Origin of the sequence: Kitasatospora sp. NPDC006697 (assembly GCF_042869935.1) — a bacterium.
In the GTDB taxonomy this organism is placed as follows: Bacteria; Actinomycetota; Actinomycetes; order Streptomycetales; family Streptomycetaceae; genus Kitasatospora.
Genome location: NZ_JBIAGU010000035.1, coordinates 21,009 through 37,701 on the forward strand (window position 1 = coordinate 21,009; position 16,693 = coordinate 37,701).

Annotated in this window: 9 protein-coding genes; 7 read left to right on the forward strand and 2 right to left on the reverse strand. The window is 74.6% G+C overall.

The genetic code is table 11. The features are described 5' to 3' along the window. The first annotated feature begins 100 nt into the window (after positions 1–100). The 4 genes from pruA to ACFYNO_RS34435 all read left to right on the forward strand — a co-directional run bounded on the left by pruA (position 101) and on the right by ACFYNO_RS34435 (position 8,748). A complete protein-coding gene (pruA, locus tag ACFYNO_RS34420) occupies positions 101–1,726 on the forward strand; it encodes an L-glutamate gamma-semialdehyde dehydrogenase (protein ID WP_388021531.1) in 1,626 nt (541 codons plus the stop codon). A gap of 332 nt (positions 1,727–2,058) precedes the next feature. After that, positions 2,059–7,005, forward strand: a complete 4,947-nt coding sequence (locus ACFYNO_RS34425) for an NAD-glutamate dehydrogenase (protein WP_388021467.1) — start codon at positions 2,059–2,061, stop codon at positions 7,003–7,005. A gap of 115 nt (positions 7,006–7,120) precedes the next feature. Beyond that, positions 7,121–7,738, forward strand: a complete 618-nt coding sequence (locus tag ACFYNO_RS34430; protein ID WP_388021468.1) for an RNA polymerase sigma factor — start codon at positions 7,121–7,123, stop codon at positions 7,736–7,738. A gap of 104 nt (positions 7,739–7,842) precedes the next feature. Beyond that, positions 7,843–8,748, forward strand: coding sequence for a CU044_5270 family protein (locus tag ACFYNO_RS34435; RefSeq protein ID WP_388021469.1), 906 nt, complete (start codon positions 7,843–7,845; stop codon positions 8,746–8,748). 28 nt (positions 8,749–8,776) lie between these two features. Here the strand turns inward: ACFYNO_RS34435 and ACFYNO_RS34440 are convergent, their stop codons facing one another. After that, on the reverse strand, positions 8,777–11,524 hold the full coding sequence (locus ACFYNO_RS34440; RefSeq protein ID WP_388021470.1) for an FtsK/SpoIIIE domain-containing protein: 2,748 nt from the start codon (positions 11,522–11,524) through the stop codon (positions 8,777–8,779). A 297-nt stretch (positions 11,525–11,821) separates the two neighbouring features. Here ACFYNO_RS34440 and ACFYNO_RS34445 point away from each other — a divergent pair, with 297 nt between their 5' ends. From ACFYNO_RS34445 to prfB, 3 genes are all read left to right on the forward strand, one after another. Continuing rightward, on the forward strand, positions 11,822–13,672 hold the full coding sequence (locus ACFYNO_RS34445; RefSeq protein WP_388021471.1) for a protein kinase: 1,851 nt from the start codon (positions 11,822–11,824) through the stop codon (positions 13,670–13,672). Between the two features lie 176 nt (positions 13,673–13,848). Then, entirely contained in the window at positions 13,849–15,144 is a 1,296-nt protein-coding gene (locus ACFYNO_RS34450; RefSeq protein WP_388021472.1) for a protein kinase, read from the forward strand. 16 nt (positions 15,145–15,160) lie between these two features. Next, positions 15,161–16,270: a peptide chain release factor 2 gene (prfB, locus tag ACFYNO_RS34455; RefSeq protein ID WP_388021473.1), complete on the forward strand. Its 1,110-nt coding sequence runs from the start codon at positions 15,161–15,163 to the stop codon at positions 16,268–16,270. A gap of 63 nt (positions 16,271–16,333) precedes the next feature. On the opposite strand, the gene ACFYNO_RS34460 is transcribed toward prfB, so the two are convergent. After that, positions 16,334–16,528, reverse strand: coding sequence for a hypothetical protein (locus ACFYNO_RS34460; protein ID WP_388021474.1), 195 nt, complete (start codon positions 16,526–16,528; stop codon positions 16,334–16,336). Between the last annotated feature and the right edge of the window lie 165 nt (positions 16,529–16,693).

The window sequence follows — 16,693 nt, forward strand, 5'->3', positions numbered from 1 at the left end:
GGGGCCGCCGCGTGTCGCAGGCCGCCGCGCGCACGCCGTCACGTCAACCTGGGCTTGACGCCCAGTCGTGCAGACGTGAGGAGCCGCGCCACCCATGCCGATCGACGCCGTGACCCAGGTGCCCGCGCCGGTGAACGAGCCGGTGCACGGCTACGCCCCCGGCAGCCCGGAGCGGGCCCGCCTGCTGGCCAGGCTGGACGAGCTGGCCGCGGAGCCCGTCGCGCTGCCGATGACCATCGGCGGCGAGCAGCGGCTCGGCGGTGGCGAGCGGATCGACGTGGTCCAGCCGCACCACCACGCGGCCAGGCTCGGCGTGCTCGGCAACGCCACCGCCGCGGACGCCCGGCAGGCGGTGTCGGCCGCGCTGGAGGCGGCCCCGCGCTGGCGCTCGCTCTCCTTCGACGACCGGGCGGCGGTCTTCCTGAAGGCCGCCGACCTGCTGGCCGGCCCCTGGCGGGAGACGGTGGCCGCCGCCACCATGCTCGGCCAGTCGAAGACCGCGCAGCAGGCCGAGATCGACGCACCCTGCGAGCTGGTCGACTTCTGGCGGTTCAACGTGCACTTCGCCCGGCAGATCCTGGCCGAGCAGCCGATCTCCTCGCCCGGGGTGTGGAACCGCGCCGACCACCGCCCGCTGGAGGGCTTCGTCTACGCGATCACCCCGTTCAACTTCACCGCCATCGCCGGCAACCTGCCGACCGCCCCGGCGCTGATGGGCAACACCGTGGTCTGGAAGCCCGCGCCGACCCAGACCCTGGCCGCGCACCACCTGATGCGGCTGCTGGAGGCGGCCGGCCTGCCGCCCGGCGTGGTCAACCTGGTGACCGGCGACGGCCTGGCCGTCTCCGAGGCGGCGCTGGGCAGCCCGCACCTGGCCGGGCTGCACTTCACCGGCTCCACCGCCACCTTCCGCCGGCTCTGGCGGCAGATCGGCGACAACATCGACAACTACCGCGGCTACCCGCGGATCGTCGGCGAGACCGGGGGCAAGGACTTCCTGGTCGCGCACCCCTCGGCCGACCCCGAGGTGCTGCGCACCGCGCTGATCCGCGGCGCCTTCGAGTACCAGGGGCAGAAGTGCTCGGCGCTCTCCCGGGCCTTCCTGCCGCGCTCGCTCTGGCGGCGGATCAAGGACGACCTGATCGCCGAGACCGACGCGCTGCCGGTCGGCGACGTCTCCGACCTGTCCAACTTCATGGGCGCGCTGATCGACGCCCGGGCCTTCGCCAAGTGCCGGGACGCGATCGAGCGGGCCAAGGCCGACCCGGCGCTGGAGCTGGTGGCCGGCGGCCAGTACGACGACGCGATCGGCTGGTTCGTCCGCCCCACCGTGGTGGTCGGCGAGGACCCGGGCGACGAGGTCTTCCGCACCGAGTACTTCGGCCCGATCCTGGCCGTGCACGTCTACCCCGACGACGGCTGGGAGGAGGTGCTCGCCCTGGTGGACGGCGGTGCGCCCTACGGGCTGACCGGCTCGGTGGTGGCCCGGGACCGGTACGCGATCGCCCGGGCCCAGGAGGTGCTGCGGTTCGCGGCCGGCAACTTCTACGTCAACGACAAGCCGACCGGCGCGGTGGTCGGCCAGCAGCCCTTCGGCGGCGCCCGGGCCTCCGGCACCAACGACAAGGCGGGCGCCGCGCAGAACCTGCTGCGGTGGACCTCGACCCGCTCGATCAAGGAGACCTTCGTGCCCCCGACCGCGGTCGGCTACCCGCACATGGGCTGAGCACGGATCGTCACAGGTCAGGCGGGGGAGCCCGGACGGCCCCGGGGCCAATGTGGCCAATGTGTCCAGGAAACCGCGATCTTCCTGCGGGTTTGCTCCTCCATGTCCCCTGACACCTTGGTTTCGGACGGTTAGGCTGGCTGGCGTCGTCGGGACGGATCCCACAGGCCGAAAGGTTTGTCGTACCCAGGCGAGGCGCTCTTCAAGCGTGCCTTGAGCCACGCGTGCCTGAACACCTCTCGCCGGTCGGTGCGGGAGGATGGGGCCGGGCCGGCGGTGTACATCCGACACCACCGAGTCACGCAACGGCGCGCGACAGGAGCCAATCAGCCATGCAGACCAAGCTGGACGCGGCCAAGGCCGAACTGCTCGTCAAGGCGGCCGCTGCCGCCGAGCACAGCCAGGTGGGGGGAGCGGCGCCCGGGGAGGGTCTGAGCAACGGTGCTCTGACCGCGTACCTGCACCACTACTACCTCCACACCGCCCCCGATGACCTGGTCGACCGCGACCCGGTCGACGTCTACGGCGCGGCGGCCTCCCACTACCGGCTGGGCCTCAAGCGCCCGCAGGGCACCGCCGAGGTCCGGGTCTCCACCCCCACCGTCGACGAGAACGGCTGGTCCAGCGGCCACACCGTGGTCGAGGTGGTCACCGACGACATGCCGTTCCTGGTCGACTCGGTCACCAACGAGCTGTCCCGGCAGAACCGCGCGATCCACCTGGTCATCCACCCGCAGCTGGTGGTCCGCCGCGACATCACCGGCAAGCTGCTGGAGATCCTCGACATCGACGCCTGCGCCCGCAGCCAGGCCGGCGGCACCGAGTGGCCCGCCGACGCCACCGTCGAGTCCTGGATGCACATCGAGATCGACCGGGAGAGCGACCGGGCCGACCTGCGCGCCATCGAGTCCGACCTGCGCCGGGTCCTCGGTGACGTCCGCGAGGTCGTGGAGGACTGGGCGAAGATGCGCACCGCCGCGCTGCGCCTCGCCGACGAGCTCGCCGAGCAGCCCCCGGCCCACCTGCCCGAGCAGGAGGTCGGCGAGGCCTGGGAGCTGATGCGCTGGCTGGCCGACGACCACTTCACCTTCCTCGGCTACCGCGAGTACGACCTGGTCGAGCACCAGGGCGAGGAGGTGCTGCGGGCGCTGGCCGGCACCGGCCTGGGCATCCTGCGCTCCGACCCGCTCAGCCACGACACCGACCACCACCCGGTCAGCGAGTCCTTCGGCCGGCTCTCCGCGCCGGTGCGCGCCAAGGCGCACGAGAAGAAGCTGCTGGTGCTGACCAAGGCCAACTCGCGGTCCACCGTGCACCGCCCGGCCTACCTCGACTACGTCGGCGTGAAGAAGTTCGACGCCGCCGGCAACGTGGTCGGCGAGCGCCGCTTCCTCGGCCTCTTCTCCTCGGCCGCCTACACCGAGTCGGTCACCCGGATCCCCGTCGTGCGCCGCAAGGTCCAGGAGGTGGTCACCGGGTCCGGCTTCTCCGCCGAGAGCCACGACGGCCGCGACCTGCTGCAGATCCTGGAGACCTTCCCGCGCGACGAGATCTTCCAGACCCCGGCCGACGAGCTGCTGCGGATCGCCGGCAGCGTGCTCTACCTCCAGGAGCGCCGCAAGCTGCGGCTCTTCCTGCGCCAGGACGAGTACGGCCGGTACTTCTCCGCGATGGTCTACCTGCCCCGCGACCGGTACACCACCCGGATCCGCGAGCGCCTGATGGACATCCTGATGCAGGAGCTCAACGGCGCCACCATCGACTACACGGTCTACGCCACCGAGTCGGTGCTGACCCGCCTGCACTTCGTGGTCCGGGTCGCCCCGGGCAGCGAGCTCTCCGAGCTGACCGAGGCCGAGGTGGAGCGGCTGGAGGCCAAGCTGGCCGAGGCCGCCCGGTTCTGGATGGACGGCTTCAACGACCAGCTGCACACCGAGCTGGGCGAGGAGCGGGCCGCCGAGCTGGCCCACAAGTACGCCAACGCCTTCCCCGACGGCTACCGGGCCGACTTCACCGCCCGCACCGCCGTCGCCGACCTCAAGCAGATCGAGGCGCTGCACGGCGAGGGCGACTTCCGGCTCAACCTCTACCAGCCGGTCGGCGCCGGCGACGACGAGCGCCGGTTCAAGATCTACCGGGTCGGCGGCCCGATCTCGCTGACCGAGGTGCTGCCGGTGCTGCAGCGGCTGGGCGTCGAGGTGCTGGACGAGCACCCGTACGCGCTGCGCCGCTCGGACGCCACCACCGCCTGGGTCTACGACTTCGGCCTGAAGCTGCGCGAGGCCACCGAGCTGACCGACGAGGCCCGCGAGCGCTTCCAGGAGGCCTTCGCCGCCACCTGGACCGGCCGGGCCGAGAACGACGGCTTCAACGGTCTGATCCTGACCGCGGGGCTGAACTGGCGCCAGGCCGTGGTGCTGCGCGCCTACGCCAAGTACCTGCGGCAGGCCGGCTCGACCTTCTCGCAGGACTACATGGAGGACGCCCTCCGCAACAACGCCCACACCACCCGGCTGCTGGTCAACCTCTTCGAGGCCCGGCTCAGCCCCAGCCACCAGCTGGGCGCCGGCGAGCTGGGCGAGGCGATCCTGGAGGAGCTGTCCGGCGCGCTGGACGAGGTCGTCTCGCTGGACGAGGACCGGATCCTGCGCTCCTTCCTGCACCTGATCAAGGCCACCCTGCGGACCAACTTCTTCCAGCGGACCGCCGGCGGCGAGTGGCACCCGTACGTGTCGATGAAGTTCGACCCGCACGCCATCCCGGACCTGCCGGCCCCCCGCCCGGCCTTCGAGATCTGGGTCTACTCGCCCCAGGTCGAGGGCGTGCACCTGCGGTTCGGCAAGGTCGCCCGCGGCGGCCTGCGCTGGTCCGACCGGCGCGAGGACTTCCGCACCGAGATCCTGGGCCTGGTCAAGGCACAGATGGTCAAGAACACCGTGATCGTGCCGGTCGGCGCCAAGGGCGGCTTCGTCGCCAAGCAGCTGCCGGACCCGTCGGTGGACCGGGACGCCTGGCTGGCCGAGGGCATCTCCGCCTACAAGACCTTCATCTCGGCGCTGCTGGACATCACCGACAACCTGAAGGCCGGCCAGGTCGTCCACCCGGCCGACGTGGTCCGGCACGACGAGGACGACACCTACCTGGTGGTCGCCGCCGACAAGGGCACCGCCACCTTCTCCGACATCGCCAACGGCGTGGCCGAGGAGTACGGCTTCTGGCTGGGCGACGCCTTCGCCTCCGGCGGCTCGGCCGGCTACGACCACAAGGGCATGGGCATCACCGCCCGCGGCGCCTGGGAGTCGGTCAAGCGCAACTTCCGCGAGCTGGGCCTGGACACCCAGACCGAGGACTTCACCGTGGTCGGCATCGGCGACATGTCCGGTGACGTGTTCGGCAACGGCATGCTGCTCAGCGAGCACATCCGGCTGGTGGCCGCCTTCGACCACCGGCACATCTTCCTCGACCCGAACCCGGAGGCGGCCGCCTCCTACGCGGAGCGGCGCCGGCTCTTCGACCTGCCGCGCAGCTCCTGGGACGACTACGACAGGTCGCTGATCTCGGCCGGCGGCGGCGTCTTCCCGCGCTCCGCCAAGTCGATCCAGCTCAGCCCGCAGGTCCGCGCGGCGCTCGGCGTCGAGTCCGCCAAGCTGACCCCGGCCGAGCTGATGAAGCGGATCCTCCAGGCCCCGGTGGACCTGTTCTGGAACGGCGGCATCGGCACCTACGTCAAGGCCGAGCGGGAGACCAACGCGGACGTCGGCGACAAGGCCAACGACGCGATCCGGGTCGACGGCGGCCAGGTCCGGGCCCGGGTGATCGGCGAGGGCGGCAACCTCGGCTGCACCCAGCTCGGCCGGATCGAGTACGCCCAGTCCGGCGGCCCGGCCGGCAGCGGTGGCTGGATCAACACCGACGCGATCGACAACTCGGCGGGCGTGGACACCTCGGACCACGAGGTCAACATCAAGATCCTGCTCAACCAGGTGGTCGCCGACGGCGACATGACGGTCAAGCAGCGCAACACCCTGCTCGCCGAGATGACCGAGGAGGTCGGCTTCCTCGTCCTGCGCAACAACTACGCGCAGAACGTGGTGCTGGCCAACGCGGTGGCCCAGGCGCACAGCATGGTCAACGTGCACTCGCGGATGATCAACCGGCTGGAGGCGGACGGCCAGCTGGACCGGGCGCTGGAGTTCCTGCCCAGCGAGCGGCAGCTGAAGGAGCGCCAGGCGGGCGGCCACGGGCTCACCCAGCCGGAGCTCGCGGTGCTGCTCGCCTACACCAAGATCACCCTGGCCGACGAGCTGCTGGCCACCGGGCTGCCGGACGACCCGTACTTCCGGGACACCCTGCACCTGTACTTCCCGACCAAGCTGCGCGAGAAGTTCGCCGAGGCGGTGGACAACCACGCGCTGCGCCGGGAGATCATCACCACCCTGATCGTCAACGACACCGTCAACCGCGGCGGCTGCACCTTCGCCTTCCGGCTGCGCGAGGAGACCGGCGCGACCTACGAGGAGATCGCCCGCACCCACACCGCGGCCCGCGCGGTCTTCGGCCTGGAGCAGATCTGGGACGCGGTCGAGGCCCTGGACAACCAGGTGCCGGCCGAGGTGCAGACCCGGATGCGGCTGCACTCGCGCCGCCTGGTCGAGCGGGCCACCCGCTGGATGCTCAACAACCGGCGCCAGCCGCTGGACATCGCCGGCACCATCGCGTTCTTCCAGGAGCGGGTGGACCAGGTGTGGAGCAGCCTGCCCAAGCCGCTGCGCGGCGAGGACCTGGCCTGGTACCAGCACATCCTCGGCGAGCTGACCGAGGCGGGCGTGCCGGAGGGCCTGGCGGCCCGGGTCTCCGGCCTCTCCTCGGCCTTCCCGACGCTGGACATCACGGTGGTCGCGGACCGGGCCGGCAAGGACGTCGGCGAGGTCGCCGAGCTCTACTACGACCTGGCGGACCGGCTGGGCATCGCCCACCTGCTGGACCGGATCATCGAGCTGCCGCGCACCGACCGGTGGTCCTCGATGGCCCGCGCCTCGATCCGCGAGGACCTGTTCGCGGCGCACGCCCAGCTCACCGCGGACGTGCTGGCCTGCGGCGCGGCGGGCGCGACCCCGTCCGAGCGGTACGAGGCCTGGGCGAAGGAGAACGGCACGCTGCTCTCCCGGGCGCAGACCACGCTCGACGACATAAGGGGTTCGGACACCTACGAGCTGTCCAGCCTCTCGGTCGCGATGCGGGTGATCCGCACCCTGCTGCGCACCGGTTCGATGGGCTGAGCACCGGCTCGGACGGCGGCGGGCCGCACCCCCTCGGGGGTGCGGCCCGCCGCCGTTTCGCGCGAACGGGTCCGAGATCCTTGGAACCCGACGGCCGCGGCGGACAGGTGGGGGTGTGGAACTGTCACAGCGGTCCCGGCTGCGCGCCGGGGACCAGAGCACGTTCGGGGAGCTCTTCGATGACCATGCCCAGGCCCTGCTCGGCTACGCGGCCCGTACCCTCGGGGACCGGACCGCCGCCGAGGACGTCGTCTCGCTGACCTTCCTGGAGGCCTGGCGGCTGCGCGCCACGCTGCGCCCCGAGGGGGAGGACGTGCGGCCCTGGCTCTTCGGCATCGCGACCAACGTGCTGCGCAACACCACCAGGGCGGCCCGCCGGCACCGGGCCGCGCTGGCCCGGCTGCCGGCCCGCGAGGCGGTGCCGGACTTCGCCGAGGAACTGGCCGGCCGGCTGGACGACACCGCCAGGCTGGCCGCCGCGCGCCGCGCTCTGGACCGGCTCCGACGGGCGGAGCGCGAGGTCTTCGTGCTCTGCGTCTGGTCCGGCCTGGGCTACGCGGAGGCGGCCGAGGCGCTGGGCGTGCCGGTGGGCACGGTCCGCTCGCGGCTCTCCCGGGCCCGCGGGCGGCTGCGCGAACTGGCGGCCGAGGAACTGGAACCCGCCGGGAGCGGCGGACAGGTACGGGGTGGCCACCGTCGCGTGGCCCGGTCGATGCGGGAGAGCGCAGGATGAACCAGGACCAGGACCAGGAACTGACGGAGCTCAGGAAGCGGCTGCCGTCACCCCCGGAACCGGTGCTCCCCGCGGGCCGCAGCCGGCAGTTGAGGGAGCATCTGATGAACGAGATCAACGAGGACCGCGCCCCGCGGCCCGCCGCGCCGGTCCGCCGGCCGCGCCGCAGGCTCGCCTGGGCGGCCCTGCCGGTGCTGGCCGGCGGTCTGGCCCTGGCGCTGGTGCTGCCCAGCGGGGGCGGGCCCGCCCCCACCGCCGGAGCGCAGGGCGCGCCGGCCGGGGTCGGCACCCCGGGCTCGGCCACCGCCCTGCTGGAGCGGGTGGCCGACGTGGCCGCCGCGCAGCCGGTGGCGACCGTCAAGGACGGGCAGTTCGCCTACGTGAAGTCGCTGGTGCAGTACAGCATGGTCGCGACCGACAGCTCGATGGTGCCGGTGAGGGTGACCCTCGGGAAGCTGCGCTCGCGGCAGACCTGGACGTCGGCGGACGGCAGCCGCCCGGGCCTGATCCTCGACCCGGACGGTCCGCAGCCGAAGGCGGTGACCGACCCGGTCCGGCACCCCTCGATGGCCGATCCGACCCCGGACTTCGTGGCGGCGCTGCCCACCGACCCGGACGCGCTGCTGAAGCTGATCTACGCGGCCGGGCCCACCGAGCAGGCCAAGGGCCCCGACCAGCAGGCCTTCGCCAAGATCGGCGACCTGCTGCGGAACCAGGTCGCCCCGCCCGCCGTCAGCGCCGCGCTCTACCGGGCCGGCGCGAAGATCCCCGGCGTCACGCTGGTCGAGGACGCCACCGACGCCTCCGGGCGGCACGGCCTCGCGGTGGCGGAGCAGGTCGGCGACCTGCAGCAGCAGTGGATCTTCGACCCGGTCGGCTACGCCTTCCTCGGCGACCGGGAGGTGGTGACCACGGCCGGACCGTGGGGGAAGCCGGGCGACGTGATCAGCCAGAGCGCGGTGCTCGGGCGCGCCGCCGTGGCGAAGGCCGGCGACCTGCCGCGGGGCTGACCGGGCCCGGCCCGGTCCCGCCCGGCGGTCAGCCGCCGCTGGCCGCCGCCCGCTGCAGGGCGCTGGCCAGCAGGGCCAGGTCGGTCGGGCCGTTGCCCAGCTCGCGGACCGGGCGGCGGGTCGGCGGGGTGCCGAGCTGGGCCGGGTCCAGCGCCACCACGGTCGGACGCAGGGTCGCGGTGCGCGGGATCCGGCCGGTGATCCGGGCGGTCTGGAAGGCCAGCACCGCACCGTCCGGCCGGCGCAGGTAGCCGCGGCCCGGGGTGGAGTCGGGCAGCGCGGCCGCGTCGTCCACGTGCACCAGCAGGTCGGAGTCGCCCGGGTGGTCGGTGCGCAGGGCGATCCGCCACTGGGCCGCGTTGTCCACCTCGGTGCCGACGGTCAGCTCCGGCCGGCCGGTGGCGGCCACCAGGTGCACGCCGAGCCGGCCGCCGCGCTGGGCGATCGCGGCCAGCGCCCGGGCCAGCGGCCGGCCGGCCGGGGACTGCGGGGCGAGCAGCGCGTCGTAGTCGTCCACCACGACGACCAGCCGGGGCGGCGGGGCGGTGACGGTGGCCACGGCGGCGGCCGCCGGCGCGGCGGCCGGGACCGGCTCCTCGGGCGAGCGCGGGGCGCCCAGCTTGGCGCTCAGCGCCTGCTCGGCGTACCAGGCGGCGAACGGGCGGCCGGCGAACAGCTGCTCGCGGTGGGTCAGCTCGTCCAGCAGCGCCTCGGCGGTGAGCAGCGCCTGGCGCGGGTCGGCCGCCGCGTCCAGCAGGCCGGTGACGTGCGGCAGCTCGGCGCAGGGGGCCAGCGAGGGCCCGTGGCCGCCGATCAGCAGCAGCGACAGCCGCTCGGGCCGCTCGCCGACCGCCAGCGAGGCGGCCAGGGTGCGCAGCAGCTCGCTCTTGCCCGCGCCGCGGGAACCGCCGACCAGCAGGTGCTGCTGCTCCGGCAGCTCGGCGTTGGCCAGCTCCACCGTGCACAGGTCGTCCCGGGTGGTGCCGAGCAGTGCGCTGGCGGTGCCGGTGGTGCTCGGCAGGCCGGCCCAGCGGGCGGAGAGCTTGGCGGGGGTGACGGTGTCCAGCTCGAGCAGGTCCAGCAGGCGCAGCGCCTCCGGGATCGGGCCCCGGGAGACCGGCGCGGTCTCCCGCAGCGGGGCCAGCGCCCGGGCCAGCCGCTCCGCCCAGGCGGCCGACACGGCGTCCAGCGCGACCCCGTCGACCGGCCGGGCCACCGCCGGGCCGGCCAGCGCGAGCTGGGTGGCGACCTCGCCGGTGAGCCGCGCGGTGGCGCCCAGGCCCGGCGGCAGCTGCTCGGCGGCCTCGGCCAGGCAGACCACGTGCACCCCGGCGGCCGGGCCCTCGCGCAGCAGCCGGGCCAGCGCCTGCCGGGCCGGTTCGGAGCCCGGGTCGCCGTCCAGCAGCAGCACGGTGCGGGCGGTCGGGCCGCCCCCGGCGCCCGGCGCGGCGGGCGGCTCGCCGGCCTGGGCGAGCAGTTCGCCGAGGCGCTGCTCGGCCTGCACCGGATCCAGGCCCAGCAGCAGCCGGCAGTCCTGGCCGCGGGTCGGGCGCAGGTGCGGCAGCCAGAGCGCCCAGGACCAGTCCTCGGCACGCTGCTCGGCGGCGGTGCGGCCGTCGGCGCTGACCACCACCAGGCCCAGCCCGCTCGGCGGGTGCAGCACGGCCAGCTGGGCGAGCAGCGCCCGGGCCAGGCCGAGCAGCCGCTCGCGCGGACCGGCCAGGCCGAGGCCGCCGGCCGCGGCCAGGCCGACGGTGACCGGGACGCCGGGCAGCACGGTCTCCGGCGGGAGGCCGGCGCCGGCCGGCAGGTCGGCGGTGCCCAGGCGCAGCGCCAGCCCGTCGGGGTGGGCGGGCAGGCGCTCCCAGAGCCGGGGGCCGGGGCCGAGCGCGCTCAGCAGCAGCGCGGCCGGGTCGGGGAAGCGCTCGCGCAGCGCGGCGGCCTGGCGGTCCCGGGCGCGCAGCTGCAGCTGCGCCGGGTCGGCGGCCGACGCGGGGGCGGCGGAGCGGCCCAGGGTGCGGGAGAGCAGCGAGCGGGTCCGGCGGGGTGCGGCGGGCGCGATCGGCGCGGGCTGCTCGGCGGCCGGGCCGGCGGGGTCGGCCGGACGGCCGGCGGGCGGGGGCGCGGGCGGGCCGACCTGGAGGTGGCCCAGGCCGTCCGGGGTGGTGGCCCGGCTCTGCTCGGGGCCGGGGGCGGCGGCCAGCGCCACGGTGGACTCGCCGAGCCGCAGCAGCGCGCCGGGCGCCAGCGGCTGCGGCTCCTCGGCGAGCGGGCGGCCGTCCAGCAGGGTGCCGTTGGTGGAGCCCAGGTCGTGCACCGTGACCGAGCCGTCGCCGGCCAGCCGCAGCGCCAGGTGCATCCGGGAGACGTCCGGGTCGTCCAGCGGCACGTCGGCCTCGCTGGAGCGGCCGACGCTGATCTGCCGGCCGTGCAGCCGGTGCACGCCGCCGGCGTCCGGCCCGCCGACCACCCGCAGCTCGGCGGCGGCCCCGGCGGGCGTGCCGCGGTCCTGCGGATCGGGCTCGCCGAGCGAGAGCACGGCACCGTCCAGCAGCGGGGGGTGGCCGAGCGGGGTGCGGTCGTCGATCCGCTCCGACCCGGCGTAGAGGTGCACGTGGGTGGCGCTGCGCGGCCCGCGCACGCCGGCCGCGCCGGCCAGCGCCACCGAGAGCGCCCCGAGCGCGGTGCCGGCCGGTGCGGTGACCAGCACATCGGTGGCGGAGGCGGGCGCGCCCGCGCCCGCGCGGGGCCGGAGGACCGTCAGCCGGATCTGCATCTCGCCCGGGGTTCCCCTCTGCTCGTGATGAGTGCGGGCTCGTGAGTGAGTGTGGACCGCAGGAGCGCGCCGCGATGGTGCTGGAGTCATCCTGCCACCAGGGACTGACCGCCCGCGCACCGTACCGGATTTGACGATCTTGTGATCATGGTCATGGTGGAGTGGACGGAGCATCAGGTCAAGACGGGCCGGAACGGCTCCGGACCTCCGGCCCCGGCGGGGCCCGGCACCGTTAGAGTTGCCGCACGCGCGGGCTGCCGCCCGCCGGCAGGCTCAGCAGAGCGAGGAGTGCACCAGGTGCGGCCGGTCGGCAGCAAGTACGTGATCGAGGAGACCCTGGGGCGCGGCGCCATGGGCACGGTCTGGCGCGGCCGGGTCCGCGAGGACGCCGGCTTCAGCGATGGCCTGGCCCCCGGCCAGCAGGTCGCGATCAAGGTGCTCAAGGAGGAGCTGGCCGCCGACCAGGACATCGTGCTGCGCTTCCTGCGCGAGCGCTCGGTGCTGCTGCGGCTCAGCCACCCCAACATCGTCCGGGTCCGCGACCTGGTGGTGGAGGGCGAGCTGCTGGCCCTGGTGATGGACCTGGTGGACGGGCCCGACCTGCACCGCTACCTGCGCGCCAACGGCCCGCTCAGCCCGATCGCCGCCTCGCTGCTGATGGCCCAGATCGCCGACGCGCTGGCCGCCAGCCATGCCGACGGCGTGGTGCACCGCGACCTCAAGCCGGCCAATGTGCTGCTGGCCACCGTCGCCGAGGCCGGCGGCGAGGTGCTGCGCCCACTGCTCACCGACTTCGGCATCGCCCGGCTCGCCGACTCCCCGGGGATCACCCGGACCAGCGAGTTCGTCGGCACCCCGAGCTACGTCGCCCCGGAGTCGGCGGCCGGCCGCCCGCAGACCGAGGCGGTGGACGTCTACGGTGCCGGGATCATGCTCTACGAGCTGACCACCGGCCGCCCGCCGTTCTCCGGCGACGGCGCGCTGCAGGTGCTGCAGGCGCACCTGGTGCAGGAGCCGCCGCGCCCGCCCGGCATGCCGGAGCCGCTCTGGACGGTGGTCGAGCGCTGCCTTCGCAAGGACCCGGCGCAGCGCCCCGGCGCCACCTCGCTGGCCCAGGCACTGCGGGTGGTCGCGGCCGGGATCGGGGTGCACGCCTCGCCGGCCGCGGTGGACGCGGCGCTCGGCGTGGCCGCCCTGCTGCTGCCGCCCGCGCAGCCGGCCGTGGTGCCCGGCAGCGGCCAGGGGGCCACCCAGCCCGACACCCCGCAGCCGGCCGGCTGGGGCGCCGACCCGACCCAGGTGCTCGCCCCGCGGTACGACCCGGCCGCGGCCACCCAGGTGATGCCGGCCGGCGGCCCGGGCGGCCCCGAGGGCACCCGGCTGATGCCGCCCGGCCCGGTGCAGGGCCAGTTCCAGCCCCAGCAGCAGCAGACCCCGCAGCCGCCCGACGGGCCGCACCCGTGGCAGACCCAGCTGCGCGCCGCCCGGGACCGCAACCAGGCGACCCAGGTCTTCCAGGCCCAGGAGTACGAGCAGCCGCAGCAGGCCCCGCGCCCCTACCAGGCCGGCGCTTCGGGCCAGCGGCCGCCCGGCCGGCCGAACCCCCAGGGCTACCAGCAGAACCCGCAGAACCAGCAGCACCCGCAGGGCTACCAGCAGGGCCCCACCCGCCCGCAGGGCCAGCCGGGCGGCCGCCCGCCGGTGGCCCCGCCGCCCTACCAGGCGCGCCGCCCGCAGCAGTCGGAGCCCGCCGCCCAGGGGCCGTACCACGAGTCCGGCCGCTACGGCGAGCCCCCGCGCGGCTACCAGGAGGACCGCGGCCAGCGGGTCGACCCGCGCCACCCCGGCCCGGCCCGCGCGCCGGAGCCGCAGCGCCGCCACGAGCCGCCGTCGCCGCGCGAGCCCGAGCCGCCGGCACCCCGGGAGCGGGAGCGCCGGGAGCCGCGCCCGCGCAGCCGCAACCGGATGTACATCCCGGGCCTGGGCTGCCTCAAGGGCTGCCTGATGGTGCTGGTGATCCTGGCGATCGCCGCCGTGGCGCTGTGGAACTTCACCCCGCTGCCGCACTACTGGGACGACGTGCAGAGCTGGTACCACCAGGCCAGCCACTGGATCACCAGCACCTGGCACTCCGTCACGGGGAACTGAGGAGGCGGGGGTTCGGCCCCGGATGATCAAGAATGACTATTTGTCGACAATGATCGTCCGGAGGTCCCCCCGCCGCCCCGGATCCGCGTAGGTTGGTCCGCGACGCTCAGACCTGTCGAGCGTTCCGGGGTTGCCGGGCGGCCCCAGGAGCGCTCCCGCCGCCCCACGGAGCAGCCTTGGCACGAAAGATCGGCAGCCGGTACACCGTGCACCAGGTGATCGGCCGGGGCTCCGCCGGCACCGTGTGGCTCGGCGAGGGCCCGGACGGTCCGGTCGCGGTCAAGCTGCTGCGCGAGGACCTGGCCGGCGACCAGGTGCTGGTCGGCCGCTTCGTGCAGGAGCGCGCCGCGCTGACCAGCCTGGACCACCCGCGGGTGGTCGGGGTCCGGGACATGGTGGTGGACGGCGAGGACCTGGCGCTCGTGATGGAGCTGGTGCACGGCACCGACCTGCGCTCCCGGCTGGAGCGCGAGGGCGTGCTCGCCCCGCAGGCCGCCGCCTCGGTGATCGCCGACGTGGCCGACGGCCTGGCCGCCGCGCACGCCGCCGGGATCGTGCACCGGGACGTCAAGCCGGAGAACGTCATGCTCGACCTGGCCGCGCCGCCCGGGCCCGGCGGCGCGCCCCGGGCCAAGCTGACCGACTTCGGCATCGCCCGGCTGGTCGACGCCCCGCGCCGGACCAGGGCGACCCGGATCATCGGCACCCCCGACTACCTGGCCCCGGAGATCATCGAGGGCCTGGAGCCGCGGGCCGCCGTCGACATCTACGCGCTGGCCACCGTGCTCTACGAGCTGCTGGCCGGCTTCACGCCGTTCGGTGGCGGCCACACCGGCGCGGTGCTGCGCCGGCACGTCACCGAGAGCGTGCCGCCGGTGCCCGGGCTGCCGGACGGCCTGTGGCGGGTGATCTCGGAGTGCCTGGCCAAGGCGCCGGCCTCCCGGCTGCGCGCCGCCGAACTGGCCGAGCGGCTGCGCGAGCAGCTGCCCGCGCTCGCCGGGCTGCCCCCGCTGGCGCTGCCCGCCCAGCGCGCGCCCGCCCCCGAGGAGCCCGCCACGCTGGCCGAGGCGGTCTACGCGGAGGCCGAGACCGGCACCGGCGCCCACCGGCGCCCGCGCCGCGGCCCCGCCGTCCCGCTGGTGCCCGCCGCCCCCGACGCGGCCCGCGACACCCGGGACACCCACACCAGCCTGCGCCGCCCCTCGCCGCAGGAACTGGCCGGCTACGCGGCCCAGTCGAAGGCGCTGCGGACCACCGCGCCGGCCGACCGCCGGCCCGGCCGGAAGGCCCTGGTGCGCCGCCGCCGGCTGTTCGCGGTGCTGCTCGCCGTGGTGCTGCTGCTGGCCGGCGCGGCCGCCGCCTGGACCGCCTTCGCGAGCGGCGGCGGGCACGGCTCGGGGGCCGCGGCACCGGTCCGGGTGGTCGGCCTGGGGCCCGCGGGGGTACCGGCCGGTCCCGGCGCACCCGGGTAACCATTACGCTGGTGGCGTGGCAGCCGTCGATCCTTCCGAAGAGCTCAAGAACCTCGAAACGACCATGGGGTCGATCGAGGCCGTCCTCGACCTGGACAAGATCCGGGCCGACCTCGAACGCCTGGAGGAGGAGGCAGCCGCCCCCGACCTCTGGGACGACGTGGCGAACGCCCAGAAGGTGACCAGTCGGCTCTCGTTCCTGCAGGGCGAGCTGCGCCGGGTCGAGACCATGCGCAAGCGCATCGAGGACATCGGCGTGCTCTTCGAGCTGGCCGAGGAGATGGCGGACGCCGAGACCCGCACCGAGGCCGAGACCGAGCTGGCCTCGGTCCGCAAGGCGGTCGAGGAGCTCGAGGTCCGCACCCTGCTCTCCGGCGAGTACGACGCCCGCGAGGCGCTGGTGAACATCCGCGCCGAGGCCGGTGGCGTGGACGCCGCCGACTTCGCCGAGCAGCTGATGCGGATGTACCTGCGCTGGGCCGAGCGGCACGGCTACCCGACCGAGGTCTACGACACCTCCTACGCGGAGGAGGCCGGCATCAAGTCCGCCACCTTCACCGTGAAGAGCCCCTACGCCTACGGCACCCTCTCGGTCGAGCAGGGCACCCACCGGCTGGTCCGGATCTCGCCCTTCGACAACCAGGGCCGCCGCCAGACCTCCTTCGCCGGTGTCGAGGTGCTCCCGGTCGTCGAGGTCAGCGACCACGTCGCGATCGACGAGGGCGACCTGCGGGTGGACGTGTACCGCGCCTCCGGCCCCGGCGGCCAGGGCGTCAACACCACCGACTCGGCGGTCCGGATCACCCACCTCCCGACCGGGATCGTGGTCTCCTGCCAGAACGAGCGCTCGCAGATCCAGAACAAGGCCTCCGCGATGAACGTGCTCCAGGCGAAGCTGCTGGAGCGGCGCCGCCAGGAGGAGAAGGCCATGATGGACGCGCTGAAGGACGGCGGCAGCTCCTGGGGCAACCAGATGCGCTCCTACGTGCTGCACCCGTACCAGATGGTGAAGGACCTGCGCACCGAGTTCGAGACCGGCAACCCGCAGGCGGTGCTGGACGGCGACATCGACGGCTTCATCGAGGCCGGCATCCGCTGGCGCAAGCAGCGCGAGACCGCGGAGTAGGAACGCAAACGAGAGAGGGGCCCGGACATCCGTCCGGGCCCCTCTCTCGTTTGCCTCGAAGTACTACGCCAGTGCCTGCCGACAGATCAGCGCCACCGCGAACAACCCCGCCAGCAGCGCCAGCAGCGCGGCGGGGGAGAGGGAGGCGAACAGGCCCTGCTGCTCCTGCAGGCGAGCGCGGTGGGCGCGGCACACGGGGCAACGGCCCTCGCTCACGCGGCCCGCGCAGTTGGCGCACACCAGATGGTCGCACGTCATGCGATCTCCTCCTTGCCTTGACCGCGCTGCCCATATCAACGCACCGGGCGGCTGGTTGGTTCCCGTTCCCGCCCCGCTCGGCGGAACCGGTTCCGGGCAGCCGGACCCGCTGCTCCCCCTCTACTCTGCCAGGTTCTGCCGCATCCGGCGCCCGGGCCGGAGAAG